General features: G+C 65.5%; 24 protein-coding genes. 11 read left to right on the top strand and 13 right to left on the bottom strand.

The genetic code is table 11. The annotated features are described in order from the left end of the window. The first annotated feature begins 138 nt into the window (after positions 1-138). The 5 genes from secA (at position 139) to IDM46_RS10800 (ending at position 6,646) form a co-directional block, all read left to right on the top strand. Positions 139-2,865: a preprotein translocase subunit SecA gene (gene secA / locus IDM46_RS10820; protein ID WP_185115708.1), complete on the top strand. Its 2,727-nt coding sequence runs from the start codon at positions 139-141 to the stop codon at positions 2,863-2,865. A gap of 78 nt (positions 2,866-2,943) precedes the next feature. Then, positions 2,944-3,909, top strand: coding sequence for a Nudix family hydrolase (locus tag IDM46_RS10815; RefSeq protein ID WP_185115707.1), 966 nt, complete (start codon positions 2,944-2,946; stop codon positions 3,907-3,909). A 113-nt stretch (positions 3,910-4,022) separates the two neighbouring features. Continuing rightward, positions 4,023-4,616, top strand: a complete 594-nt coding sequence (locus IDM46_RS10810; protein WP_185115706.1) for a hypothetical protein — start codon at positions 4,023-4,025, stop codon at positions 4,614-4,616. Between the two features lie 30 nt (positions 4,617-4,646). After that, positions 4,647-6,179, top strand: a complete 1,533-nt coding sequence (locus IDM46_RS10805; protein ID WP_185115705.1) for a DUF2235 domain-containing protein — start codon at positions 4,647-4,649, stop codon at positions 6,177-6,179. Next, entirely contained in the window at positions 6,176-6,646 is a 471-nt protein-coding gene (locus tag IDM46_RS10800) for a hypothetical protein (protein WP_185115704.1), read from the top strand. The genes IDM46_RS10805 and IDM46_RS10800 overlap by 4 nt, the downstream gene beginning before the upstream one ends. Positions 6,647-6,657: 11 nt before the next feature. Here the strand turns inward: IDM46_RS10800 and IDM46_RS10795 are convergent, their stop codons facing one another. The 5 genes from IDM46_RS10795 to pilB form a co-directional block, all read right to left on the bottom strand. Continuing rightward, positions 6,658-6,924, bottom strand: a complete 267-nt coding sequence (locus IDM46_RS10795) for a hypothetical protein (RefSeq protein WP_185115703.1) — start codon at positions 6,922-6,924, stop codon at positions 6,658-6,660. Positions 6,925-6,929: 5 nt separating this feature from the next. Next, the gene (coaE, locus tag IDM46_RS10790) at positions 6,930-7,547 is read right to left on the bottom strand and encodes a dephospho-CoA kinase (protein ID WP_185115702.1); all 618 of its coding nucleotides are present in this window, start codon (positions 7,545-7,547) and stop codon (positions 6,930-6,932) included. A 1-nt stretch (position 7,548) separates the two neighbouring features. Then, positions 7,549-8,409 carry an A24 family peptidase gene (locus IDM46_RS10785; protein WP_185115701.1) on the bottom strand — a complete coding sequence of 287 codons (861 nt, stop codon included), beginning with the start codon at positions 8,407-8,409 and terminating at the stop codon, positions 7,549-7,551. Between the two features lie 4 nt (positions 8,410-8,413). Then, a complete protein-coding gene (locus IDM46_RS10780) occupies positions 8,414-9,568 on the bottom strand; it encodes a type II secretion system F family protein (protein ID WP_223878074.1) in 1,155 nt (384 codons plus the stop codon). Between the two features lie 290 nt (positions 9,569-9,858). Next, complete coding sequence (gene pilB / locus IDM46_RS10775) at positions 9,859-11,583, bottom strand: type IV-A pilus assembly ATPase PilB (protein ID WP_185115699.1); 1,725 nt, start codon at positions 11,581-11,583, stop codon at positions 9,859-9,861. Positions 11,584-11,714: 131 nt separating this feature from the next. On the opposite strand from pilB, the gene IDM46_RS10770 reads away from it, so the two are divergent. From IDM46_RS10770 to IDM46_RS10755, 4 genes are all read left to right on the top strand, one after another. Next, positions 11,715-12,566: a glycosyltransferase family 2 protein gene (locus IDM46_RS10770; protein ID WP_185115698.1), complete on the top strand. Its 852-nt coding sequence runs from the start codon at positions 11,715-11,717 to the stop codon at positions 12,564-12,566. Continuing rightward, the gene (locus IDM46_RS10765) at positions 12,559-13,662 is read left to right on the top strand and encodes a UDP-N-acetylglucosamine 2-epimerase (protein ID WP_185115697.1); all 1,104 of its coding nucleotides are present in this window, start codon (positions 12,559-12,561) and stop codon (positions 13,660-13,662) included. Before IDM46_RS10770 ends, IDM46_RS10765 begins: the two co-directional genes overlap by 8 nt. Before the next feature lie 78 nt (positions 13,663-13,740). After that, the gene (locus IDM46_RS10760; protein ID WP_185115696.1) at positions 13,741-14,772 is read left to right on the top strand and encodes a glycosyltransferase; all 1,032 of its coding nucleotides are present in this window, start codon (positions 13,741-13,743) and stop codon (positions 14,770-14,772) included. Next, a complete protein-coding gene (locus IDM46_RS10755; RefSeq protein ID WP_223877959.1) occupies positions 14,688-16,055 on the top strand; it encodes an oligosaccharide flippase family protein in 1,368 nt (455 codons plus the stop codon). Before IDM46_RS10760 ends, IDM46_RS10755 begins: the two co-directional genes overlap by 85 nt. A 39-nt stretch (positions 16,056-16,094) precedes the next feature. Here IDM46_RS10755 and IDM46_RS10750 read toward each other — a convergent pair whose 3' ends face one another. From IDM46_RS10750 to IDM46_RS10715, 8 genes are all read right to left on the bottom strand, one after another. Then, complete coding sequence (locus IDM46_RS10750; protein WP_185115694.1) at positions 16,095-16,820, bottom strand: class I SAM-dependent methyltransferase; 726 nt, start codon at positions 16,818-16,820, stop codon at positions 16,095-16,097. Between the two features lie 10 nt (positions 16,821-16,830). Further along, on the bottom strand, positions 16,831-17,610 hold the full coding sequence (locus tag IDM46_RS10745; RefSeq protein ID WP_185115693.1) for a phytanoyl-CoA dioxygenase family protein: 780 nt from the start codon (positions 17,608-17,610) through the stop codon (positions 16,831-16,833). A gap of 3 nt (positions 17,611-17,613) precedes the next feature. After that, a complete protein-coding gene (locus IDM46_RS10740; RefSeq protein WP_185115692.1) occupies positions 17,614-18,171 on the bottom strand; it encodes a GNAT family protein in 558 nt (185 codons plus the stop codon). After that, a complete protein-coding gene (locus tag IDM46_RS10735; RefSeq protein WP_185115691.1) occupies positions 18,155-19,159 on the bottom strand; it encodes a hypothetical protein in 1,005 nt (334 codons plus the stop codon). The genes IDM46_RS10740 and IDM46_RS10735 overlap by 17 nt, the downstream gene beginning before the upstream one ends. Next, on the bottom strand, positions 19,156-19,866 hold the full coding sequence (locus IDM46_RS10730) for a WbqC family protein (protein WP_185115690.1): 711 nt from the start codon (positions 19,864-19,866) through the stop codon (positions 19,156-19,158). The genes IDM46_RS10735 and IDM46_RS10730 overlap by 4 nt, the downstream gene beginning before the upstream one ends. Beyond that, on the bottom strand, positions 19,867-21,039 hold the full coding sequence (locus IDM46_RS10725) for an aminotransferase class I/II-fold pyridoxal phosphate-dependent enzyme (protein WP_185115689.1): 1,173 nt from the start codon (positions 21,037-21,039) through the stop codon (positions 19,867-19,869). It lies immediately after the preceding gene. A 585-nt stretch (positions 21,040-21,624) separates the two neighbouring features. Beyond that, positions 21,625-23,541, bottom strand: a complete 1,917-nt coding sequence (locus IDM46_RS10720) for a hypothetical protein (RefSeq protein WP_185115688.1) — start codon at positions 23,539-23,541, stop codon at positions 21,625-21,627. Between the two features lie 74 nt (positions 23,542-23,615). Beyond that, entirely contained in the window at positions 23,616-24,050 is a 435-nt protein-coding gene (locus IDM46_RS10715) for a pilin (RefSeq protein ID WP_185115687.1), read from the bottom strand. A gap of 530 nt (positions 24,051-24,580) precedes the next feature. On the opposite strand from IDM46_RS10715, the gene IDM46_RS10710 reads away from it, so the two are divergent. Further along, complete coding sequence (locus IDM46_RS10710) at positions 24,581-24,964, top strand: hypothetical protein (protein WP_185115686.1); 384 nt, start codon at positions 24,581-24,583, stop codon at positions 24,962-24,964. Then, positions 24,964-25,773, top strand: coding sequence for a glycosyltransferase family A protein (locus IDM46_RS10705; RefSeq protein WP_185115685.1), 810 nt, complete (start codon positions 24,964-24,966; stop codon positions 25,771-25,773). Before IDM46_RS10710 ends, IDM46_RS10705 begins: the two co-directional genes overlap by 1 nt. Positions 25,774-25,779: the final 6 nt, after the last annotated feature.

Below are 25,779 nucleotides of genomic sequence, written 5' to 3'. Positions count from 1 at the left end.
CTTGATAGGCGGCCTGCAGACCCCCACGGTACAATGTCGCCGCCAGCAGAGAAGGGCGCCCCGCGCCCTTTTCCTGTTTCCGGAACCATGACATCCCGGTGTACTCCCCGGGCCACTCTTCACAGCAACGGTCAATCCATGCTCAATCGCCTGCTCACCAGCGTCTTCGGCAGCCGCAACGAACGCGTCGTCGGACAGTTCAACAAGGTTGTCGCCAAGGTCAATGCGTTCGAAGCGCAGATGCAGGCGCTCTCCGACGCCGAGTTGCAGGCCAAGACCCCGGAATTCCGCGAGCGCATCGCCAAGGGCGAGTCGCTCGACAAGCTGCTGCCGGAAGCCTTCGCCGTCTGCCGCGAGGCCTCGGTCCGCGTGCTCGGCATGCGCCACTACGACGTGCAGCTGGTCGGCGGCATGGTGCTGCACACCGGCAAGATCGCCGAGATGCGCACCGGCGAGGGCAAGACCCTGGTCGGCACGCTGCCTACCTACCTCAACGCGCTCGAGGGCAAGGGCGTGCACGTGGTCACCGTCAACGACTACCTGGCGCGCCGCGACTCGGCGTGGATGGGCCGCCTGTACAACTGGCTCGGCCTGTCGGTCGGCGTGGTGTACCCGGGCATGCCGCACGGCGACAAGGCCGCCGCGTATGCCGCCGACATCACCTACGGCACCAACAACGAATTCGGCTTCGACTACCTGCGCGACAACATGGCGTTGTCGAAGGACCAGCGCCACCAGCGCGGCCTGCACTACGCGATCATCGACGAGGTCGACTCGATCCTGATCGACGAGGCGCGCACGCCGCTGATCATCTCCGGGCCGTCCGACGACTCGCCCGAGCTGTACATCAAGGTCAACCGCATCGTGCCTTCGCTCAGCCGCCAGGAGAAGGAAGAGAGCGAGGGCGACTACTGGGTGGATGAAAAGGGCAAGCAGGTGCACCTGTCCGAGTCCGGCCAGGAACACGCCGAAAACCTGCTGCGCGTCGCCGGGATCCTCGGCGAGGACGACGGCCTGTACGCGCCGCAGAACATCCACGTGGTGCACCACCTCAATGCCGCGCTGCGCGCGCACGCCATCTACCAGCGTGACGTCGATTACATCGTGCGCGACGGCGAAGTGGTGATCGTGGACGAGTTCACCGGCCGCACCCTCACCGGGCGCCGCTGGTCCGATGGCCTGCACCAGGCGGTCGAGGCCAAGGAAGGCGTGCCGGTGCAGCGCGAGAACCAGACGCTCGCCAGCATCACCTTCCAGAACCTCTTCCGCATGTACGGCAAGCTCGCCGGCATGACCGGCACCGCCGATACCGAAGCGTTCGAGTTCCAGTCCATCTACAGCCTGGAAGTGGTGGTCATCCCCACCAACCGCGAGATGGTGCGCAAGGACCACCCGGACGCGGTGTTCCTCAACCGCGTCGGCAAGTACCGCGCGGTGATCAACGAGCTGAAGGACGCGCACGCGCGCCAGCAGCCGGTGCTGGTCGGCACCACCTCGATCGAGGTCTCCGAGATGCTCAGCCAGCAGCTCACCGAGGCCGGCATCCACCACGAGGTGCTCAACGCCAAGCAGCACGAGCGCGAGGCGCAGATCGTCGCCAACGCCGGTGCGCCGGGCGCGGTCACCATCGCCACCAACATGGCCGGCCGCGGCACCGACATCGTGCTCGGCGGCTCGCTCGAAGCGGAGATCGCCGCGCTCGAAGCCGAGCAGGGCGAGATCGACGACGCCACCCGCGCGCGCCTCAAGGCCGCCTGGCAGCTGCGCCACGACGCGGTGAAGGAAGCAGGCGGCCTGCACATCGTCGGCACCGAGCGCCACGAATCGCGCCGCATCGACAACCAGCTGCGTGGCCGCTCCGGTCGCCAGGGCGACCCGGGCTCCAGCCGCTTCTACCTGTCGCTCGAAGACAACCTGATGCGCATCTTCGCCGCCGACTGGGTGCAGAAGGTCATGGCGCGCATGGGGCTGAAGGAAGACGACATCATCGAGAGCCCGCTGGTCTCGAAGCAGATCGCCAACGCGCAGCGCAAGGTCGAGGCGCACAACTTCGACATCCGCAAGAACCTGCTCGACTTCGACGACGTCAACAACGACCAGCGCAAGGTGATCTACGCCCAGCGCGACGAGCTGCTGGATGCCGAGAGCATCCGCGACAATGTCGCCGGCATCCGCGGCGACGTGGTGGGCGAGCTGGTGGACAGGTTCGTGCCGCCGGACTCGATCGACGAGCAGTGGGACCTCGCCGGCCTGCAGGCCGCGCTCGACGCCGACTTCGGCCAGCAGCTGGACCTGGTGCAGTGGGCCAACGCGCAGTCCGAGCTCGACGCCGAGGGCATCCAGAACCATGTCCAGGACGTGATGGCCAAGGTGTTTGCCGACAAGGAAGCCTCGGTCGGCGACGAGACCATGCGCATGCTGGAGAAGCACATCATGCTCAGCGTGCTCGACGACAACTGGAAGCAGCACCTCGCGCGCATGGACTACCTGCGCCAGGGCATCCACCTGCGCGGCTACGCGCAGAAGCAGCCCAAGCAGGAGTACAAGAAGGAAGCCTTCGAGCTGTTCTCCGAGCTGCTCGACAAGGTGAAGCGCGAAGTCATCACCATGCTCGCCCGCGTGCGCGTGCGCAGCGAGGAAGAAGTGGCCGCGATGGAAGCGATGGAGCGCCAGCAGGCCGAAGCGCAAGCGCGCAACCTGCAGTTCCAGCACGCCGATGTTGGCGGCTACGGTGCCGACGAAGAAGCCGCCACCCCCGACTACCAGCTCGACGGCCCGCCCGACGTGCCGCGCGTTGGACGCAACGAAGCCTGTCCCTGTGGCAGCGGCAAGAAGTACAAGCATTGCCATGGGCAGCTCGCCTGACGGGATGTCACCGCGGGATCGCCCCCGTACGCACGCCGGGCATCTACCTCCGCTGATGCGGGGGACGAGGGCCGCGGCATGAAGGTGACCGAGGTGGTTGCCGGCGTGCTGAGCGACGCGCGCGGCCGGGTGCTGCTCACCCGCCGCACCGTGAACCGCGACTTCGCCGGCCTGTGGGAATTCCCTGGCGGCAAGCGCGAGCCCGGCGAGGAAGCCGACGCCGCGCTCGCGCGCGAATTGCACGAAGAACTCGGCATCAACGCCACCATCGGCGCGCCGCTGATCACCGTGCCGCAGGCGTATCCCGGCAAGCGCCTGCGCCTGGACGTGCGCCGCATCGCGCGCTGGCGGGGCGTGCCGCGCGGCCGCGAAGGCCAGGCGCTGGCCTGGGTGCCGCTGGAAAAGCTGCACACCTATGCCATGCCGCCCGCGGACATCCCGGTCGTGGCGGCGTTGCACCAGCCGGATCGCTATCTGGTCACCCCGCCGCCCGCCGCGGGCGTCGCCGCCCTTGTCGACGGCCCCTGGCTGGAGGCTCTGGACGCTTCGCTCGCCACCGGCATTGCACGCGTGCAGCTGCGCCTGCCCGGGCTGGAGCCGGCGCGCGTGCGCACGCTGGCTGCCGCCGCCCTTGAACGTTGCCAGCGGGCGGGCGCCGAACTGCTCGTCAACGGCGATGCCGAGCTTGCGCGTGAGCTGGGTGCCGGCCTGCACCTGCGCGCCGCGCAGCTGGCTGCGCTCGGCGAGCGCCCGCAACTGGCGGACGGTGCGGCGCTGGCCGCCTCCTGCCACGACGCGGGCGAGTTGCTGCACGCCGCGCGCCTCGGCTGTGATTTCTGCGTCGCAGGCCCGGTGATGGCGACTGAGAGCCACCCCGGCCAGAAGGGCATCGGCTGGGCGCGGTTCGCCGAACTTCGCGAGGGCGTGGCGTTGCCCATGTATGCCATTGGTGGCATGGGAGCGGGGGACATCGAGGTCGCCAGGCGCCACGGGGGGCAGGGTATCGCGGCTATCCGCGGGCTCTGGGCGCAGGCACCGCGCTGAAACTGTGACGCGCGGACAATCCCGACTTGACGCCCCCGCCGGGCCTCTCTAGCTTCGGGCGCAGACCATAAGGATATGGACGCATGCGCAGATGCCACCACCGGCGCGCAGGCTTGGCGGCCTTGCTCGCCGCCGTACTGACCGGCGCCACGCTGCTGCAGGGATGCAATGCCGTGGAACCCGAATTCGATCCGATGACACCGCCCCCGGGGCAGGGTCCGTTTACCGGAACCGTGGCGGATTGGCCGTTGTGGTTTGTTTGGCATCAGTTTGGGACGCATTGCTTCAGCGTCCAGAGCTGCAAGATCATCTATGCGGGTCACCCACACGGAGTCGAGCGCCCGGGACGTTCCTTGGAATCCATCGGGCGCCCGATCGAGCAGATAATAAGTGCCGACATGGGACCGATCAGGAACTTTCCGGCGCCCGCGGAAGTGACATGGACGGCACTGGATGGAACTCCATTGACCGCAAGCGTAAATGTCGCCGAGATCTTTGCGGATCGTCTCGTGCGCCACACGGTGGCACGAGAGGACATTCTCGAGGACAGCAATATTCCCTATCCTGGGATCATCCTTGTCGTTGATGACCGCACCATCACTGTGTATATGAGCACCTGGATGGCGTTGAAGACTCGGACGAATCCCGACAATCCTCACAGCAACCAGCACTCGGGAGTAGTGCTCGTTCATACCAAGACTTACTGACATCAATTGACTGCAATCATGGAGGATTGCATGGGCGACTACAGGCTGACGCCTGATGGCATCCAAGCCAGGCAGGCAACAAAGGAGGAGTTGGCGACCCTGCAGTTGGCAGAGAATCGCCTCGTACAGTTGCGCGCCCCGCTGCTGCTTGAAACACCCCGCGACCGTGTGTTCGTTGCCGCGATGGATGGCACTGGAAACAGTCTTTACAACGACTTGCCAACGGAGCGCACTATCGTTGGGCGCTTGCGAGACGACATCAGGGCGCTTGGGCATCCCTTCATTGCCACGGGATACGTGCCCGGTATCGGCACCCAGAGCGAGTACCTTTCCAGTCGTATAGATAGTCTCCTGGCCGTGACTTTCGAGCCCCGCGTCGAACAGGCTTACTACCAGTTCTGCGTCCAGGCCGCCAAATGGATCGATGAGGACCCCGGCGTCCGCATCCATCTGGTCGGCATCGGCTTCAGTCGCGGCGCGGAGCAGGTTCCCGCACTGCAGCGATTGATCCACGAAAGAGGGATCCGGGATCCGACCAATGCCGACATCGCCTACGGTTCCGAAGGCCTGCTCACCAGCATCAAGTACGCCGATCGCCCGGCGCTGGTGCCACCCGGCCGCACGGTGCAGGTCGCGATCATCCACGACCCCGTCGCCGCCTCCATCAAGGACCAACCGCGGGCATTCCCGAGTTCGAATATCAGCGCATTGGGGTTCACCGCCCTGCACGAAGCGCGCGGGTTGTTCGATGCCACCCGCCACCTGCCAGACGGACTGTCGGAGCGCGGCCGCGTCGCCAACTTCTTCGTGCCCGGCGCGCACGCCGACGTCGGCGGCGGGTACCTGATCGACGGCGCCTCCCGGCGCGTGCAGAACATGGACGTGGACTACCTCAACACCCTGTTCGGTGCGCCGCTGCTGCAAAAGGTACCTGTGCCGCTCGACCCGCGCATGTACGTCATCCACAGCTCCGACCAGCACCAGCTCGGCGTCATCGATACCGGCCACTACCGCCGCAACGGCGAGCGTCGCATCCACGACGACCTGTCGCCCGGGTGCGCGGTGTTGGCCCGCGATCCCTGCGCGAGGGATCCGGTCGACCATGCGCTCGCCGCCAGCCTGCCATGGCGCTACGTGGAGCGCGGGCGTACACCGGGCGGCACCGATCCCAAGATGGATGCCGCGCTGGCGGCCCTCGACCGGATGCACGCGCGCGAGCCGACCCTGCTCGACCACGTCGCGGCGCGTTCCACCCTGCCCATGCGGGCGGAGGTGCTGATGGCGCGCAACACCGTGGAGGTCCTGTTCGACCGGCTTGCCGACGCCGCGAAGCGCCAGGGGACGGCCAGCATGTCCGCGGTGGCCGACGCCTATCTGCAGACACCGGCGGGCCAGGCGTTCAGGTCGGGCCTGCGGCTCGGTCAAGCCTGGTCGGCCACATACGGGAGGGAGAACGACCACGCCAGCCTGGGCCTGCGGGCAGAACGGGAGCAGGAGCAGGCGCTTCAACCGCATCTGCCCGCCGCGCCAGGGCAGGGCGCGCCGGCGATGCTGCACCCGTGAGCCAATTGCCGTCCGATCTCGATCCGCGCGAGTTCGCGCTGCAACTGGCCGTCGTGGCCGGGCGTCTCGACGAGCGGAGCACGCGCGCAGTCGAGCACCTGGAACGCACGAGCGCAGAATTCCGACGCGAGGTCACCGCCGCTGCCAGCATGCTCGGAGCCGAGCGCAGGCGGGCAGCGGCTGCGCAGGCTGCCGCAGGCGTATCGGGCTACCGGCATCTCTGGATCGCGTCGGCCGCGCTGCTGTTCGGCGCACTGGTCGCCGTTGCCGGCGCAACGCTGGCCCTGTCTTCAGCCAGGCGCGAGATCGACGCCATGGGGCGCGACCTTGTCCTCCTCGAAGCGGTCAACGCCGCAGACCTCACGCTGTGCGGCGAGCGCCTGTGCGCCCGCGTGGAGCGTCCGCAGGGTCGCGATGACGACCGCGGGTACCAGGCAGTCGCCCTGCGACGCGGGACCAGCCCGTAGCGAAGGCCTCCTCAGCCAGCCACCGCGTGCAGATACACCTGCGCGCCCGCCTGCACCAGGATCCAGATCCAACCCGCCACGCCCAGCTGGAAGCGCGCGTGGGTGCTGAACGCCGGATTCCCGGCCAGCCAGACCAGGGTATTGGCGATGGCGAGCGAGATGGTGAGCATGACCAGGCCGCCACGCGGCTGCAGCAGGCCGAATCCCGGGTACAGCGGGATCAGCGCCACATGGCCAAGCATCACGCCCAGGCTCGCCAGCCCGGCGGGCAGCCGCATCCGCCTCACGGCGCCGGTACGCGTGCCAGTTCCAGATAGCGCCCGTGGAGTGCGGCCACTGCCGCGTCCAGCGCGTCCAATGGCCCGTCGTTGACGATCACATCGTCGGCGATCGCCAGGCGCTCCACGCGGCTGGCCTGTGCGCGAATCATCTTCCAGGCCAGCGCCTCGTCGATGCCATCGCGGCGCAGCAGGCGCGCCAGCTGCACGTCCACCGGCACGTCGACCACCAGCACGCGATGCAGCCAGGGGTACGCGCCGCGGCCGCCCTCGGCGAGCAGCGGGATGGCGGCGATGGCGTAGGGGCCGGGCGCGGCCGCACATGCAGCGTGCAGTGCCAGGCGCACGCGCGGGTGGATGATGGCTTCCAGGCGCTGGCGCGCGGCATCGTCGTTGAAGACCAGGCGGCGCATGGCGGGGCGGTCGAGGTTGCCTCCGGCATCCAGGGCGTTCGCGCCGAACGCCGCCACGATTTCAGCAAGACCGTCGGTGCCACGGGCGACGACGTCGCGGGACGCCTGGTCGGCGTCGGCGACGGTGATGCCCAAGGCGCCGAAGCGGCGCTCCACTTCCGATTTGCCGGAAGCGATGCCGCCAGTCAGGGCGATGGTGTAGTCGGCCATCTCAAAAGCCGGCGTACGCCCGGTAGCTGCCGATGATGTAATCGCCCCACATGAACACGATCCAGCCAGCGATGGCCAGGAACGGACCAAACGGAATCGGCGTGGCGCGGTCGCGGCCCTTCATGGCCAGCCACGCGCCGCCAACGATGGCGCCCACCAGCGACGACATCAGGATGGTCGGCAGCACGCCGGCCAGGCCGCACCACGCGCCCAGTGCGGCCAGCAGCTTGAAGTCGCCGTGACCCATGCCTTCCTTGCCGGTGACCTGCTTGAACACCCACCACACCGACCAGAGGCTCACGTAGCCGGCAATGGCGCCGAGCAGCGCCGCCTTGGGCGTGACATACAGGTTCTCCACCGCCGCGATCAGCCCCAGCCACATCAGCGGCAAGGTCAGCGAATCGGGCAGCAGCTGCGTGCGCAGGTCGATGCCCGACAGCGCGATCAGGAAACAGGTGAGCAGCGCGGCGCCAAAGCCCTGCCAGCCGAAGCCGAAGCGCCACACGCACAGCACCATCAGCAGCATCGTGAGCAGTTCGACCGCCGGGTACTGCGCGGAAATGGGCGCCTTGCAGCTGCGGCACTTGCCGCGCAGCGCCAGCCAGCTGAACACCGGGATGTTCTCGAACCAGCTGAGCTGGTGGCCGCAGTGCGGGCAGTGCGAGCGCTCCACCACGATCCCCGGCGGCGGCGGGTCGTACATCTCCGGCTCGCCGAGCATCTCGCGGCTGTCGCGCTTCCACTCCCACTCCATGCGCCGGGGCAGGCGCAGGATCACCACGTTGAGGAAGCTGCCGACCAGCAGGCCGAGGCCTGCGACAACCGGATAGCCCAGTTCGGGGTTGTCGCCGAGGAAAGACATCCGACTAGATAGCCGCCGCCAGCTTGAAGATCGGCAGGTACATGCCGATCACCATCGAGCCCACCACGCCGCCGATGATGATCATGATCATCGGCTCCAGCAGGCTGCTGAGCGCGTCCACGGCGTTGTTGACCTCTTCCTCGTAGAACTCCGCCACCTTGAACAGCATGGTGTCGAGGGCGCCGGCTTCTTCGCCAATGGCTGTCATCTGCACCACCATGTGCGGGAACAGGTTGACCTGTTTCATGGCCATGTTGAGCTGGAAGCCCACGGACACGTCATCCTTGATTTCGTGCACGGCCTTCTCGTAGACCTGGTTTCCGGTAGCGCCGGCGACGATGTCCAGCGCCTCCACCAGCGGTACGCCCGCCTTGAACGTGGTGGCCAAGGTGCGCGCGAAACGGGCAATCGATGCGTTGTGCAGGATCTGACCCACGACCGGGATCTTAAGCATCAGCCTGTCCGCGGTGTGCTGCATGGCGGGCGATCTCTTGTAGAGATACATGAAGAGAAATCCTCCACCAACGATCAATGCAAGGATGGCCCACCACCAGGCAATCATGAAGTCACTGGCTGCAATGATCATCATGGTGAACGCGGGCAAGTCAGCCCCGAAGCTCTGGAACACTTGCTGAAACTGCGGCACCACAAACACCAGCAGGATTGCACTGACCAGGATCGCAACGGCGATGACCGTGGCGGGATAGAACAGCGCCTTCTTGATCTTGCCCTTGAGGCTTTCGGTGTTCTCTTTATATGTGGCAATCGTGTCGAGCACCGTTTCCAGCACGCCGGCGCTTTCGCCCGCCCTGACCAAGTTGCGGTAAAGCTCGTCGAACTGCACAGGGTGCTTGCTCATCGATTCGTAGATCGACGAGCCGCCCTCGATGTCCAGGCGCACGCTGTTCACCATGACCCTCATGCGCTCGTTCTTGTGGCCGTTGCCGATGATCTCCATCGCCTGCACCACGGGCACGCCTGACTTGATCATCGTGGCCAGCTGTCGGCTGAACACCGCAATGTCCTTGGCCGTAATCTTCTGGCCGGTGCTGCCGAACAGTGGCTTGGACTTCGCCTTGACCACGGTGGGGGTGATGCCCTGGCGACGCAACTCTGCGCGCAGCAGGTTGGCGTTCTTTGCCGACTGCTCGCCCTTCATCTTCTTGCCGCGTTTGTCGGTGCCCTCCCAAAGGAAGGACGACAGGTCGACGCCCGCTCGCGTCGGGACAGTCGGTTTTTTCGCTGCGGACCGCGCAGCGGTACGGGACACGGCCATGCTCTAGCTCCCCAGAAGGCCCGTTACCCCGATCGGGCCACAAGTGCCCATCCTAAACGCTTGCAAGGCAAAGTGAAATTTGCGTTTGTGACGGCGGGCAGACTTCCACCCTCCCTTGGCCCGCAGAGCATCGGCCGCTGCCCCAAAGTCGGCGGGGCGGCGCCGTGGCGCGCCTAATCCACGGTGATGCGATTGATCTCCGCCAGGCTGGTCAGCCCGTTTTTCACCTTCAGCAGCGCCGATTGGCGCAGATCCCTGACGCCGGAGGCCTTGGCCACCTCGGCGATCTGGATGGCATTCCCGCCTTGAAGGACGATCGTCTGGATATCCTCACTCATCGGCAGCACCTGGTACACGCCAAGCCGGCCCTTGTAGCCGCCGGTGCACTCGTCGCAGCCCACCGCATCGTAGATGGTGAATCCCTGGTGGATCTCGTCGGCCGTGAAGCCTTCGGCCAAGAGCGCGTTGTCGGGCAACTCCTGCGGCTGCTTGCACTTGTTGCACAGGCGTCTCGCCAGGCGCTGCGCGATCACCAGGGTCACCGAACTGGTGATGTTGTAAGGGGCAATGCCCATGTTCATCAGACGGGCAATGGTCTGGGGCGCGTCGTTCGTGTGCAGGGTGGAAAGCACCATGTGGCCGGTTTGTGCTGCCTTGATGGCGATCTCCGCCGTCTCCAGATCGCGGATCTCGCCCACCATGATGATGTCCGGGTCCTGGCGGAGGAAGCTGCGGAGCGCTACGGCAAAGGTCATGCCGCGCTTTACGTTCTGCTGGACCTGGTTCACGCCCGGCAGGCGGATTTCCACCGGGTCCTCGGCGGTCGAGATATTGCGGGTCTCGTCGTTCAGGATGCCCAGCGCGGTGTACAGGCTCACCGTCTTGCCGGAGCCGGTGGGGCCAGTGACCAGCACCATGCCGTAGGGCTTGTGGATAGCGTCCAGGAACAGCTTCTGCTGTTCGGGCTCGTAGCCGAGCTTCTCCACGCCAAGCTTGGCGGCGCTGCCGTCCAGGATGCGCAGCACCACCTTTTCGCCGAACAGGGTCGGCAGGGTGCTGACGCGGAAGTCGATCTGCTTGGTCTTGGACAGGTTGAGCTTGATACGACCGTCCTGAGGGACCCGCTTCTCGGCGATATCGAGCTGGGCCATGACCTTGAGACGCGCAGTGACACGCTGGTTCAGCTTCACGGGCATCTTGGCTACCTGCTTCAGGATGCCGTCGATGCGCAGGCGAACCCGGTAATCGTTCTCATACGGCTCAAAGTGGATGTCCGAGGCGCCCTTCTTGATGGCGTCGATCAGCACCTTGTTGATGAACTTGACGACCGGGGTGTCGTCGCCCTTGGCCTCGACGGCTGAGTCTCCCCCTTCATCCTCGCCTCCCGAGATGTCAAGGTTTTCCAGGCCCTCGGAGTCGCCCAGCGTATCGCCGAAGGTATCGCCAGCGTCCTGCCAGAGCTCCACGCAGCGACGGATCTTGTCCTCGTCAATCAGGATTGGCTCGACCGCGAGGTTGGTATGGAACTTGACCTCATCCATCGCCGGCGTATTGGTGGGGTCTGAGATGCCGACGAACAACCGGCTGCCGCGTTTGAAGAGCGGCAGTACCGCATGCTTGGAGAGAAGCTCCTCGCTCACCAGCTTGATGGCGCTCAAGCTCCCGTCCATGGTGAGGGGGTCGAACACCGGCATGCCGAACTCAATCGAATTAGCCGCCGCCATCTGTGCCGAACTGACCAACTTGTGCTCGCGCAGGTAGAGCGCGATCGGCTTGCGCTCCTGGGTGGCCTTCTCGAGCGCATCGCGTGCGGCGGCGTCGTCGAGCACGCCGTCGAGTACGAGGCGGCGGGCGATACCGGTGATGCCGACGAGGTTGGCTGCCGAAACTGCGTTCATGGTTCTTGATCCCCTGGGATTCTGGCCCTAGCGTAAAGCCTGCCATGGGCCAAGGCACAACATCTTGTCCGCAACACGCGGTTCCGCTCGCCGTCCGATTCAGGATACCCTTTCCCACCAAAGGGGAATCCATGCGCATTTCGGTGATATTGCCTGCCAAGAACGAGGCGGAGGGCCTGCGGGTGACCCTGCCGCGGCTGCGTGCGGCGATGCCCGACGCCGAGATCATCGTCGTCGACGACGGGTCGACGGACGATACCGCCGCCGTCGCCGCCAGCCATGGCGCTCGCGTGCTGGGTAGCCCGTACTCGATGGGCAACGGCGCCGCGATCAAGCGCGGCGCGCGCGCGGCCGGCGGCGACCTCCTCGTGTTCATGGATGCGGACGGCCAGCACGACCCGGCCGAGATCCCGCGCCTGCTGGCCAGGCTGGACGAGGGCTACGACATGGTGGTGGGCGCGCGCGACACCACCGGCCAGGCCAGCGCCGGCCGCAGCGCCGCCAACGGCTTCTACAACCGCCTGGCCACGTGGATGACCGGCCACCGCATCGACGACCTCACGTCCGGATTCCGTGTCGCACGCGCCGACCGCTTCCGCGAGTTCCTGCACCTGCTGCCGAACGGGTTCTCCTATCCCACCACGTCGACGATGGCGTTCTTCCGCAGCGCTTACCCCGTGGCCTACGTCCCGGTCGAGGTCGCCCGCCGCGTCGGCAACAACAGCCATATCCGCCCGATCAAGGACGGCATCCGCTTCCTGCTGATCATCTTCAAGATCGCGACGCTGTATTCGCCGTTGAAGCTGTTCCTCCCCGCCGCACTGCTGGCCTTCTTCCTGGGGATCGGCTACTACGCGTATACCTTCGTCACGGAACACCGCTTCACCAACATGAGCATGTTGCTCTTCAGTGCGGGGGTGATCATCTTCTTCATCGGGCTGATTTCCGAGCAGATCACCAACCTGACGTATAGACGTGACTGAACGCAGTCTGCTCGTGATGGTGGGAACCAAGGCGCAGTTCATCAAGACGGCGCCCATCCTCCGCGAGCTCGATGCCCGGCGGATGCCGTATCGACTGGTCTACACGGGACAGCACAACGAGACGTTCGACCTGCTGGAGGTCGCGTTCGGGACCCGGGCGCCGGACGAAGTGCTGGTGCCGGATTTCGAGGCGTCGACCCAACGCAGCTTCCTGCAATGGTGCCTCCGCTACTGGTGGGCGGTTGCCCAGCGCATAGCGCGTGGAACATGGCGCGGCACGCGGATGGGCCTCGTACATGGCGACACCGCATCGACCCTGTTCGGCGCGTTGACCGTCCGCCTGGTCGGTGCTCGCGTCGGACACGTCGAGGCAGGCTTGCGCTCCCCACGACTGCTCGCGCCGTTTCCCGAGGAAATCGTCCGGCGCCTCGTCTCCAGGCTTTCCGCCGTGCACTACGTGCCCGACGCGCAGGCAGGGAAAAACCTTCGCAATGTCCGTGGCGCGGTTGTGCACACTGGCGGCAATACCCTTCGCGATGCCCTCCAGATGGCGCTTGCCAGGATGCGACCGCTTCCCGGGCAGGGGGGCGCGGGCGATTACGCGCTGGTCTCGATCCATCGCAGCGAAACCCTGTCCAGCCGCGCCGATTTCAACCTGCTCATGGAAGAAGTTCTGCATGCGGCCGACCAGATGCCGGTCAAGTTCGTCCTCCACCCGACGACCCGCGAGAAGATCAGGTCGAGCGGCTGGCTCCCCCGTCTGGCCGAGCATCCGCGGCTCGAACTTCTCAAGAGGGTCGACTACCCCGAGTTCGTGCACATGCTGATCGGAAGTTGCTGCCTGCTGACCGACGGTGGAAGCAATCAGGAGGAGGCTGCGATGCTGGGGCTGCCGACGTTGCTGTTGCGTCGTGCAACCGAGCGCATGGATGGCCTGGGCGACTGTGTCCTGCTCTCGGGACTGGAGACGGACGCGATCCGCAGCTTCGTCCGCGACAATGTAGGGAGCCGCTGGCGATTGAACCTGGTCGACGGCGACTCGCCGACACGGACCCTGGTCGACTCGCTCCATGGCGAGCTGCATGTCGGCGGCTGACCATGGGTGGTTCTGAGGCCCGGTTGTGCGCCCCGACTAGGACAAGCAGAATCAAGTCCCTGACCACTGGAACCTGCGATGTCGAACCGCCCGCAGGTTGAGATCAGCGACATGACGCAGCTCTCGCCCGCCCCGGTCGTGAGCGTTGCGATGGTCACCTACAACCACGAGTCCTGGATCCGGAACGCGATCGAAGGCGTCCTGATGCAGGAGGCCCCGTTCGATTATGAGCTTGTGATCGGTGAGGATTGCTCGAGCGACGCTACCCGTAGCATCGTCCTCGACTACCAGCGCCGCTTCCCAAGCCTCATTCGAGTCATCTGTTCCGAGCGGAACGTCGGACCCGCCGCGAACCACGGCCGTGTCATCGATGCCGCCCGAGGCGAATTCCTCGCCTTCTGCGAAGGTGACGACTACTGGTGCAACCCGCGAAAGCTCGCTGCGCAGGTTGCCTTGTTGCAAGCCGACCCCGGCGCAGGTGCGGCCCACTCGGACTGGATCAGGGCCAGGAACGACGGCGCGAACAGCTGGATCCTCGACCTTCGATCGGTGCACCACCGCATGCGCCGCAAGTACCTCGAAGGCGATCTTTTCCCGGTGTTCTACTTCGCAAAGGTGCTGCGCACGTGCACCCTCATGCTGAGGCGCTCTGCCCTCCAGGCCTACCAGGGTGACCGCATTTCCACGCCTGCGTACCGCTTTGGCGACACCGTGATCGCTTCGTATGTTACGTCCCGCTGGCGTGTCGCCTACTGGCCCGAGGTGTCAGCGGTCTACCGGGAAAGCCCGGGCTCGCTGTTGCGTTCGGGCCTGCAGTCCAAGATTGCGTTCCTGAAGTCATGCCTCGCCTTCGACGACGATGCCAGGCAGTACTTCGCCGATCGATCCGACTACCCGCAGGCCTATCGACTCGAGATCGGGCTTGGCCTGTTCCTGTGGGCGGTGAAGGCCCGCGATCGTGGTGCCGCTGTCCTCGCTCTCCGCGACCTGCGCGCGCATTTCGGCGTCCGCGGTTTCTTCGTCGCGTGCTGGCGCGCGTTGAGCATCCGGCTGCCCACCCTGCGGCGGCGTGGCGACGCGGGGGCCGCGTCCGCCGCGGCTTGGCGGTAGAAGCGCGCGTGGCAGCGAGCCTCCTCGACAAGCTCCTAGCCTGCCCCCGGATCGGGCGACTGGGCCTGAACACGCTCCTGTCGACCGCTGGGCTTGGCGTGCGTGCGCTCATCCAGGCCGGCTATCTGGTCCTGCTCTCGCGATGGATGGGTGCGGAAGGGTACGGTCTGTTCGCTGGCTCAGTTGCGGTTGCGATCCTGTTGGGACCGCTTTGCGGCTGGGGCGTCGCCTACCTCTTGTCGGATGCAGTGGGGCGCGACATGTCGGCGCTGGGCGCCCTGTGGGCGACCGCCCTGGTGCAGATCGCGTTGACCGGCACGGTGCTGGTCGCGTTGCTGCTCATTGCTTCGGTCGTCTTTCTCGACATGCGTCTGTCGATCGGGGCGATGCTTCTGCTCGGCATGGCAGAACTGCTTGCATTGCCGGTTTCGAACATGGCCATCAGCGCATCGCTGGCCGTAGGTCGCGGCGTGGCTGCCTCATGCGCCATGTGCGTCGTGCCTGCCGGACGACTGGTGTTCGTCTCAGGCTTCATGCTCGGCGGTTGGCGTGGCGAGCCCGACCACGTGGCCGCGATGCACTTTGCCGGATCCGTGGCTGGGGCGCTGGGCGCCATGGGCCTGGTCTGGCATCTCGGGGGACGGCCGGCCTGGCGCCGGCGCCGGTCTTTGGGTCGGACGACTCGGGATGGCACGCGCTATGCGCTCGGCTCCCTCGTCGGGAACGGCTACCACGAGATCGACAAGGTGCTGATGTTGCAGATGCTCGGCGCGACTGCGGTCGGAACATACACGGCCGCCTTTCGGGTCATTGGTGTATTCGTACTGCCAATCGCGGCACTCATGGGCGTGGCCCTCCCGCGCCTCTATGCACTTGGGACGAGCCACGAAGGAGCAGGCTTGCGCCGCGCCATCGCGATCGCAACGCTGGGTTACGCGGTGGTGGCAACGGTCGTCGCCGCAGCGCTGTCGCCCTTACTGCCGGTGCTCCTCGGCCCGGATTTCGCGGCGTCGAGCAGGTACATGCTGATGCTGGTGCCGTGGATCATCCCGTTCGCGCTGCACCAGTATTCCGCGATCGCGCTCACGACCCGTGGCCTCCAGGGCGCGCGCGTGGCCGTGGATGCCACCGGCCTGCTGCTGGTAGTGCTACTGAATCTGTGGCTTCTGCAGGTACTGGGGCGCGGGGGAGCGGTGGTGTCGCTCCTGGTCGCGGAGGTGCTCATGGCTGCCGGGTGCTGGGCCGTCCTGGCCGCATCGAACAGGCGCGCAGCCAAGGCGTGAGGGGGCCGTCTTACTCTCTGCGTGGCGCCCGGCCCAGCTTCAGCGTCCGCGGCAGACCAGGTAGATGCTGGCGGTCAGTTCGGGATACTGCATGCCGAGTGCATAGCAGCCTTCCAGATACGCGTCGTCGATCACCTTGTTCTGGATCATCCGGTCGAACTGGAAGTTCGCGAATGGCTTGAACATCACGCCGCCACGGGACTCCACCCGCAATCCGGCCGACAGGACATCGTGTTCGAGCGTGTCGAGGCTGTAGGTGCAGCGATGGCCATGGGCACGCTCGCCCTCGGTCACCGCGTGGTTGGTGTCGATCAGTCCCATGCGCACGGCGATCTGTCGCGACGCCGCCTGCGCGTTGGGCACGACGACGAAGAAGCGACCCGTGGGGCTGAGCCATTGACGGATGCGCGTCATGGCTTCGACCGGAGCGTCGAGATGTTCCAGCGTGTGGACCAGGAAGATGGCGTCGTAGACCGGGTCAAGGGTCGCTGTCTCGATGGTGCCGTGGACGAAGGAGACGTCGGGCACCTTGCGCCGGGCAACCGCGATCAAGTCGCCCGACGCTTCCAGGACCGTCAGGTCCTCGAAATGGTCGGCAAGCAGCCTGGTCGAGTCGCCTTCGAAGCAGCCGAGTTCCAGCGCCTTGCCGCCTGGCGAGAAGTAGGGCGACAGCGTGCGCATCAGGTAGCCGCGGACGACGGCGTCGAAATCGTACGCGTACTGGCGCTGCGCGTTGTCCTGGAACTCCGCGTTGTAGTCACGCATGGTGTACTCCTCAGCCCTGGTCGGGCCTGTACATCCGCCTTTCCGGCGGCTGGTACCACTCGTCGTGGCTGGATGGAACGCGTGCGTTGTAGCCGAGTAGTTGCCGCATGCGCGCGTCCTGCGTGTAGTCCTCGCCCAGCAGGCGCGGGTAGTCCATCTGCTGCTTGAAGAAGGGTCGGGTGAACGTCAAGGTCAACGCCATCCGTGGCCCTGCCGTCCGGTTTGGCGCCGCGGAGTGCCACAGGTTGGAATCGAACAGCAGAACGCTGCCGGCGCGCCCGACCGCCTGCACCGCATTGTCTTCCAAGAAGGCTTCGTCCGGACGCTGCAGCGCGCGGTGGCTGCCGGGTACGAGGCGGGTCGCTCCGTTCTTGATGGTGAAGTCGTCGACCATGACCAGCATGTTGAGCATCAGCCGGAAGTCGCCCGAGAACGTCCGGACGTCGCGATGGAACCGTTGGCCATGTTCATACGTGTCGGCAGAGATGGGCAGGTTGTTCAGGGCACCGTACGAATTGAGGATGTATGCACCGTCGAAGAAGTCGCGTATGTAGCCATCGAGGTCGGAGACCTTGAGGAACGCGTCCAGGCTGTCGCCGCGGCCGACCACGTGATGCGCGGCACCTTCCATGCCCTCGCCCAGCCCGTTCCTGCGTTGCTGTTCCCGACACGCTGCCACGTGCGCCGCGATGTCCCGGCGCAGGGACGCGAGGAAGGGTTCGGGGACGAGGTCCTCGAACAGGACGTAACCGTCGCGGGCGATTGCGTCGCGGAAGCGCGCGAGTTCCACGGATCAGCCCCAGTAACCCGAGGTGCGCGCGATTTCGTGGTACCGGTCACGGGTGATGCCGACGACCAGCTTGTCCCAGTAGCGTCCGCCACGGAAATAGGCATCAACCTTCCTGCCTTCCACGAGCCAGCCGCACTTCCCGACGTACACGCCGATCGACGGTTCGTTGTATTCGATGATGTCGGTGTCCAGGCGGGCCATTCCGAGTTCGTCGAAGGCATAGCGCATGACGGCCATGATGGTGTCGACGCCGAACCCTTTTCCACGCGCCTGCGCGTCGCCTAGGAGCATGCCGTGAAAGGCATTGCGGTTCTTCCAGTCGATCGACACGAGGTTGGCGGTGCCGATCAGCCCCATGCCCGCTGCCTCGATCGCGAAACGCTGGTCGCGTGCGTTGCAAGAGAGTCCGGACAGCCACTGCAGCTGGTCGCCATGGCTGGTGGGGAAGTGCCAGCCGCCGAGCATGCGCTGGATCGCGGGGTCGTTGGCCCAGGTCTGCAGCGACGGCAGGTCCGACGGCTCGATGGCCCGCAGGAGAACGCGCTTACCTTCGATGTTCATGTTGTTTCCCGATCTCGAGCAGGGCATCCACGACGTGCTCCATGTGAGCCTCGCCATACCGATGGTCGCACGGCAGGTAGAGCGTGCGATCGCGTAGTGCCAGGCCCACCGTGTCGTGGGAAGGGGGGACGGCATCCGGCCAGTACGCCGGCGCAAAGATGGCTCGCGATGCCAGCGCGCGCCGCAGGTCGGGTGCCTCGACGCCGAAGACCGGGCAACAAAGCGGTACTGCATCGCGGGGCAGCTCGGGCACGACGAAACCCCGGCTATGGAGCATCGCGGCGAGGCTGGTGAAGTTGGCACGGCGCTGGCGCCGCACGCGGTCGAAATCGATGATCGACAGCATGCCCGCCGTCGATGCCGACATTCCGCGCGGCGTGCAGTCGGCCAATGTGGCTTCTGCCTGCTGGAATTGCTGGTAGCCAGCTGCAACGTCGCCGGCCGCGCGCGTCGACAAGTACCTGCCGCGCTCGATCGAGCCAGCTTCGTCAGCTGGGTCGGCCAGGGGCAGGCGATGGGGCGTGACCAGCAGCCCCCCATCCGGGACGCCGACGAACTTGCGTGGCGAGTACACCGTCGAGACGTCGCTCCCAGGCGGGTGGAACAGCGCCTGCGACGCGTCGATCAGGATGCGGTGCCCGCCATGCCGCGCGACGGCGGCGGTGCAGCTGTTACCGGACATGCCGAAATAGTCGATGCAGACCAGCCAGTCCAGCGGACCGAGTGGCAGGTCGTCGGGCACCCCGCGCGTATCCGTCAGATGATAGCGGCGCACCTCGACGGCCACGGCGTCCAAGGCGTCGATGACGGCTCCACATACGTGGTGCGGCACCCAGGCGACAGTGGCACCGACCGCTCGGAACAGCGCGACGATGGCCGATCGTGCGGACTGGTAGCGCGCCGCGCCCCGCAGCGCCTCCAGCCCGCTGCCGGCGCCGCGTTCGGACGCGAAATAGCCGCCGATCGCCTGGTGGCCGTGGGTACTCACGGCGCGGGCCGAACGACGTCGTACCCGCCGAGCATGGCGGTCGCCTGCTCGGGCGAGTTGAACATGAGCACGTCGATGATCGACAGGAACGGAACGTGCGGCCGCCCGAGTTGCGGGTAGCTCGTCACCCGGGGATGGACGAAGCCCAGTTCAAGCCCGGCCCGCGCGAACGCGTCGGCATCGTACAGCCCTGAGCCGCCGGTGGCATTGAGGTAGGTCGAGGCACCGAGGCGCCGACAGAGGTCGATTACGCGTGACTGGGCATCCAGCTCGCGGTCGTAGTCCAGCTGCGAGGAGGGCACGAACGCGCAGTCGATCCCGAGCCCGCGGGCGATTCCTTCGAGGTGTGCCTGGTTGAAGGAGGAGACGGTGTCCGGGCCGCTCTCCAGGTAGTCGACGGCCATTGCCACGATCGGCCCGAAGAAGGGTGCGGCGCGGTAGGCACCGTCCAGCTTGGCGACAAGCGCGCTGGTCCGCGCGGCCGAGCGGGCATAGCGCCGCTCGCGGATGGGAAGGCGGTAGTCGTTTCTCTCGACGGGATGCGTCCACCAGGCGGGAGCGCCGTCATGCAGGATGCGATTGCGATTGACCCAGCCGCCCTTCATGTACTGCGCGTCGTCATAGAAGACGAAGCAATCCACTGCCTTCATCAGCTGGAAGTAGCCGATGTAGGGGAAAAAGTAGGGTTGCATTAGCGCGACGATCACTCACGCGATTCCGCACAGGCGGGTGATCACCGCGGCGATCACGTTGATGGCATCCCCGGGAAGCGTCGTGCCTGAAGGCAGCACGACGACCCGGCCTGCGACCCGCTGGGTCTCGGGCAGCATCATCCCGGCGTGGGGAAAGAGATCGCGGTACGGCTTCATCTGGTGGCAACCAGGCCAGAAGTACTTCCGTGCGAGTATGTTCTCGGCGTGCAGGGCGGCCACGATCGCATCACGACCAACAGGACACTCGTCACCGACCTCGAGCACGACGTAGTGGTAGTTGTTCTGCTCAGACTCGTCGTAAGACACCACCGCGAGCCCCGGCAGTCCAGCGAACGCGGCGCGGTACGCGAGGTAGTTGCGCCGGTTCGTCGCGATGGTCTCGTCGAACGATTCCAGGTTGGCCAGACCCATCGCCGCGCAGACCTCGACCATCTTGCCGTTCGTGCCGGGATGGATGACCTTGTCGAAGTCGACGAAGCCGAAGTTTCGCATCAGGCGCATTGCCTCGGCCAGTGCGTCGTCGTCGGTCACGACCGCCCCGCCCTCGAAGGTATTGAAGCACTTGGTGGCGTGGAAGCTGAGGACCTCGGCCCGCCCGAAGCCGCCGATGCTGCGCCCCTGGAGCGAGCAACCAAACGCATGCGCCGCATCGAACATGAGCTGGATGCCGTGCTCGTCGGCGACTACCTGCAAGGCGTCCACCGGGGCCGCGCGGCCCCAGAGGTGGACACCGATGATGCCGCTGGTCCGAGGCGTGATCATGCGGCGCACCGCCTCGGGGTCGAGGTTATGAGTCGCCGGGTCGATGTCGGCGAACACCGGCGTGATGCCCTGCCAATGCAGCGCGTGCGCCGTGGCGATGAAGGTGTACGACGGGATGATCACCTCCCCGGTGAGTCCGAGCGCCCGGATGGCGATCTCGAGCGCAATCGTCCCGTTGCACATCGCGACGCAGTGCTTCACGCCCAGTCTCGCGGCGATGCGCGACTCGAACTCGCGCACCAGCGGCCCGTTGTTGCTCAGCCAGTGGCGGTCGAACATCTCGCCCGCGAGCCGCAGGAACGTCCCGCGATCGCCGATGTTCGGGCGTCCCACGTGCAGCGGCTCGGCGTACGCGGGCGGCGCGCCGTTAATGGCCAGGTCCGCGGTGGTACGTATCGACTTCATATGTTCCAGGTATTCCGGCGAGTTGCTGGGGGGGGGGCACATGACTATCTGTTCACAGGCTTTGCATCCTCGACACTCTCGGCGAGCAGTCGATCAAGCGCGCGGGCGGATTCATTTTGACCTAAGCGCCCCAGTTGTCGCACTCTCTCGATGTGCGCAGCAGCCACTTCGAGTTGGTCGGTGGCAACAAGCATTCGGGCCACCGTCACCTAGTACTAGACTACGGTCGGCGTGCTCCGCGGCACCCTCCCACGGGGTCAGCGCAAGAGCCGGGTCATGCAGCACATGGAGCGCGTAGTTGCCGTAGATGTTCAGCACTTCTGCGCGCTCCCCGTTCGACATCGCGGCCAAGAGGGCGGCCATCATGAGCTCCCGCGGCAGGTCGCAGCGCCCGTCCATCTGGCACCGCACTACTGTGGCGAGTCTTATTTGATGGATTTCAAGCTGCTGGAGAGCGTTGGTCAAGTGGTTCGTGAGAGTTTTCAGAGCATCCCTAAAGCACCTCTATTCTTGAGCTACGAAGTTGCCCTCCGGTGGCGGCGCACCCGAACAGTAATAGCTCCGAATCGCGCAGTTTGTTCAGACTCAGGGCAAGCGCCGCTCTATCTCTTCCCGGTATTGATTGACCAGCCGCATACCGGTGACGTCATCGGCACGTACTTTGACTCGGGCCTTGTCCAGCATGGCTGCCGCCTCGGCCGTTTCTCCGCGTTGCAAAAGCAAAGCTGTGATCATTAATGGGACCGGTGCGTCTGCTGCACCATCCGCCCAAGCCATCTGCGCTTGTCGTAGCGCTTCGTCGCTGCGGCCGGCGGCAAGGTTGAGTTTGGCTGCCTTCAGGCGCAGGCGCCAAATGGCATGGTGGCGTCGGGACAAGGTTGAGCGATCGAGCATTGCCGCGAACTGTTCGGCAGCAGAGCGTGGAACGAGGCCAGTGCAAGGCTGGCTGATCAGTCCTTCGCTCAGGGATTCGAACGCGACCAGCAGGTCGGGTTCAATCGGCTTCGGGTCTCCCGCAAAGGTGGCGTGGACCAGGTCTAGCGGCGCATTGCCAATGGCTGCGCATTCCATCATCAGCTTGAGCACGCCGCCGAGACGATGCGTACTGGGATCCCTCGACGCTAGGAGGCGATCGGCACTATCGCGTGCGTCGTCGATCGCGGGCGGTGTTTGCGACATAGCCCGCTGAATCAGCGCGACACGCAGCCACCGTGAATCGGGATGGTATTGCTGTGCCTGTGCCAGCAGGGTGGACTGCGACTGCCAGACCAGGGCGCGTCCGGCGGTGGCGACAGACAGCGCCAGCACAAGGGCAATCGCGGCGATGGAAAAGATCCTTGTGGCCTGATCCACATGCGGGCGCAGGCGTTCGACGCAGTAAGCCGCGAGACTCAGCAGCGCCCAGATCACGCCAATGGCGGGCAAATAGTTGCGATGTTCGAAGTACATCAGCAGCGGGAACACCGAGGATTCCAGCGCATGACCAACGAGGAAGAAGCTCAGGCCAAGCAGCAAGCCGGGGATGCGCCGGCGCCAGCGCCACGCCAATAACAGGGCCAGCAGCCAGCCCGCGATTGCCAAAGCCGTGCTTGCTGGATCAAAGAGCCCGTGCGAGATCGGGTAGTCGTCGTGATACAGGCCCAGCCGCGGCCCATGCGGCATGAGCAAGCTTCCGATGTAGTCCCAAAGCACGCGTGGCTGCGTCAGCAGGCGCTCGATCAGGGTGAAGGGGCGATTGGCGTAGCCCACAGTGATCGCTGGATACTGGATGGCGGTCAAGACGACAGCGATCAATGCAGGTGCGAGGAGCCCGAGCGCGATGACCAGGCGTGACGGCCACGGGCGACGTATGCCAGCACGGGGCGCAAAAACACACAGCTCTATGACAGCGCACAGCGCTGGCGCGAGTACGCCGTTCTCTTTCGAGAGCGCAGCCAGGACGGTGCAGAGTGGCACGAGTGCGAGCAGGGTCCACGCCTTGCGGTACTGCCCGGCGGTCAGGGCTAACCGGGCCTGCACGTATGCCAGCATGGCCAGCAGAATGAATAGTGCGCTGAGCATTGCCATTCGCTGCACGACGTAGAGTACGGTGCTGGCCAACAGCGGGTGAAGTAGCCATATCGCGGCGCCGAGCACGGGCAGCCAGCGATTGTCGGCAAGGGGAGCGCGGGCCATCGCACGTTGGCTCAGCAGTGCCGCGAATAGCAAGTACACCAAGCTGCCATTGATCAGGTGCAACAACAGGTTGCCGAGCTTCAGGCTCCACACTTCAGGACCCAACACAGCGACGTTGAACACAAAGCTGGCCATAGAGATTGGCCGGCCAAACATGCCGGAGTCGTTGCCGAAGACTACGGACAACCACCCGCGCTCGCTTTCAAGCCACTGAGTGATCGGAAGCAGGTTCTGAATGTCGTCGAAGATCAGGGGGCCGCGCAGACCAGGCCAATAGACGGTTGCCGTCAGGAAGACGACCATAACCAGTATCAATCGCAGTTTCACGATGGTATCCCCGAAATAACAAGGCCCCGGCGCGGGCGCCGGGGCCTTGATTTCACAGACGGATCAGTCGGCGATCAACGGCACTGCGAAGGCAGATATTTGTCAGGGATGGTCGAGTTGGTGCACGCCCAGACAAGCTGTCCCGAGCCAGCAGCGGTCTCCGTCGGGGTCAGGACGAGATTGGCATTCGCGGCAGTGTTGCCAGTGTTCTTGGCAGTGACCGTAATTACACCCGTGGCATCGGTGATCACCACGTTGCTGACATAGCTGGTAGCACCCGGAAAGCTGTAACCGCTGTTGGCGGCGGTGACGGCGCCCAAGCTGCCCTTGGACGAAACGGTTTCGGCGACCGCAAGCTTGGCCGGTGCCGCCATCTGCATCGACTCGGAGACCTTCGCGCGGACGGTGTAGTCCTGGTAGGCCGGGATCGCGATGGCCATCAGGATGCCGAGGATCGCGATCACGATCATCAGCTCGATCAGGGTAAAGCCCTTCTGCATCTTCTTCATGGTGTATCCCCTAGGAGTGAATTGAACTTCACGTGCGGCGATGCCGGTTTGGGTTCCGGAACCGCTTGTGCCGTGCGACGTCGCACGTGCCGTAGGAGTGTATGCACAACGCGTGCCAATGCCAGCCACATCGGGGTTGATGAATGGTTCTGCAACCGCAATCACGAACAGGACTGTCGCGGGTGGGAATAACAAGACGTTCCGCGTCACATTTGGCCTTCGATGTGTCGCTAATTGACACCTTAATCACGAGGTCCGTGACGGGTATCGCGGAATGCAAGCTCGGGGGCTGGGCGGGCGCGCGGAGCGCTACGGATTTCTTGGGTGTTTTTTTTGTCGCCGGGTATGCCGCCATCCGCCCCGTTTGGGCACCTTCCCGCTGCTTTATCGTTCGAGCACGAACCCTGGCCGCTGCGGGCCCGCACGTCGCGGCCGTCGGCAAAGGTTCCGGCGGCGTCCGTGGACCCATGTCGAAGAGGTCAAAGCTTGAACCGGTATGATGCCGCCCTCCCTCCACCCCCGGAAGTCCCATGGTCCGCGCCTTCCTCATGATCCTCTTTGTCACCTGCACCACGATCAGCGGCCAGCTCCTGCTGAAGCGCGCGGTCACCGAAGTGGCGGAGCGGGTGCCAGGGGCCAGCGGCCTGGAATGGCTGATGGTGACGTTCATGTCGCCGCTGGTGTGGGCGGCGGTGGTGATCCAGGGCGTGGGGTTCATCGTCTGGGTGGTGGTGATCAGCAAGCTGAAGCTGGGCGTGGCCTTTGCGCTGGCTGGAGCATCGCTCTACATCCTGATGGCGCTGGTGGCCTGGCTGCTGCACGGTGAGCGCCTGGCGCCTGTCCAATGGGCCGGCCTGATGCTGATCTCCTGCGGGGTGTTGATGGTGTCCAAGCTCGGGCAAGCGGCCGCCTGATGGCCGGGCACTGCTTCGTGGTGCCGGCCTACGGCCATTCCCCTTATCTGGAGGATTGCCTGGCTTCGCTGGCGGGGCAGGCGCGGCCGTCCAGCCTGGTGGTCACCACGTCCACGCCGTTCGATGGGCTGGAGGCGATCGTGGCGCGCTACGGCGCACGCCTGGTGGTGCACGGACCCAACGCGGGCATCGGGCGCGACTGGAACGCGGCGCTCGAGCACGCGGACGGTGACTGGGTGACGCTCGCGCACCAGGACGATACGTATGCCCCTGGCTTCAGCGCTGCGGTGCTGGACGCGGCTGCGCGCCATCGCGACGCCCTGATCGTGTTCACCGGGTACGCCGAGCTGCTGGACGGCAAGCTGCGCCGCGGCGGCCTGCCGGCGATCAAGCGCGCCCTGCTGGAGCTCGGGTTCCTGGGCCGGGAGTGCGTGCGCTCGCGCCGCGCGCGGACCAACAGCCTGCGTTTCGGCAACGCCATCCCGTGCCCTGCGGTGACCATGCACCGTGCACGCACGGGGCTGCGCTTCGACGAGTCGATGCGCACCAACATGGACTGGGCGGCGTGGCTCGACCTCTGCCAGATGGACGGCAGCTTCGTGTACTTGCGCAAGCCGCTGATGACGCATCGCATCCATGCGGGCAGCGAGACCTCCAGCACCATCGGCAGCGGCCACCGCGCGGCCGAGGACCTGCAGCTGCTGCGCCGCCTGTGGCCGGCGTGGATTGCCCGCGGCATTGCCCGTGCCTATGCTCTGGCCTACGCCAGCAATGCCGCGGCCGAGCCTGGCCGCTCCGCGCGGTCCTAGGCGACC

The organism is Luteimonas sp. MC1825, assembly GCF_014764385.1.
GTDB lineage: Bacteria > Pseudomonadota > Gammaproteobacteria > Xanthomonadales > Xanthomonadaceae > Luteimonas.
Note: the sequence above shows the minus strand (reverse complement) of the source record. Positions and strands in the feature narration are given on the sequence as shown.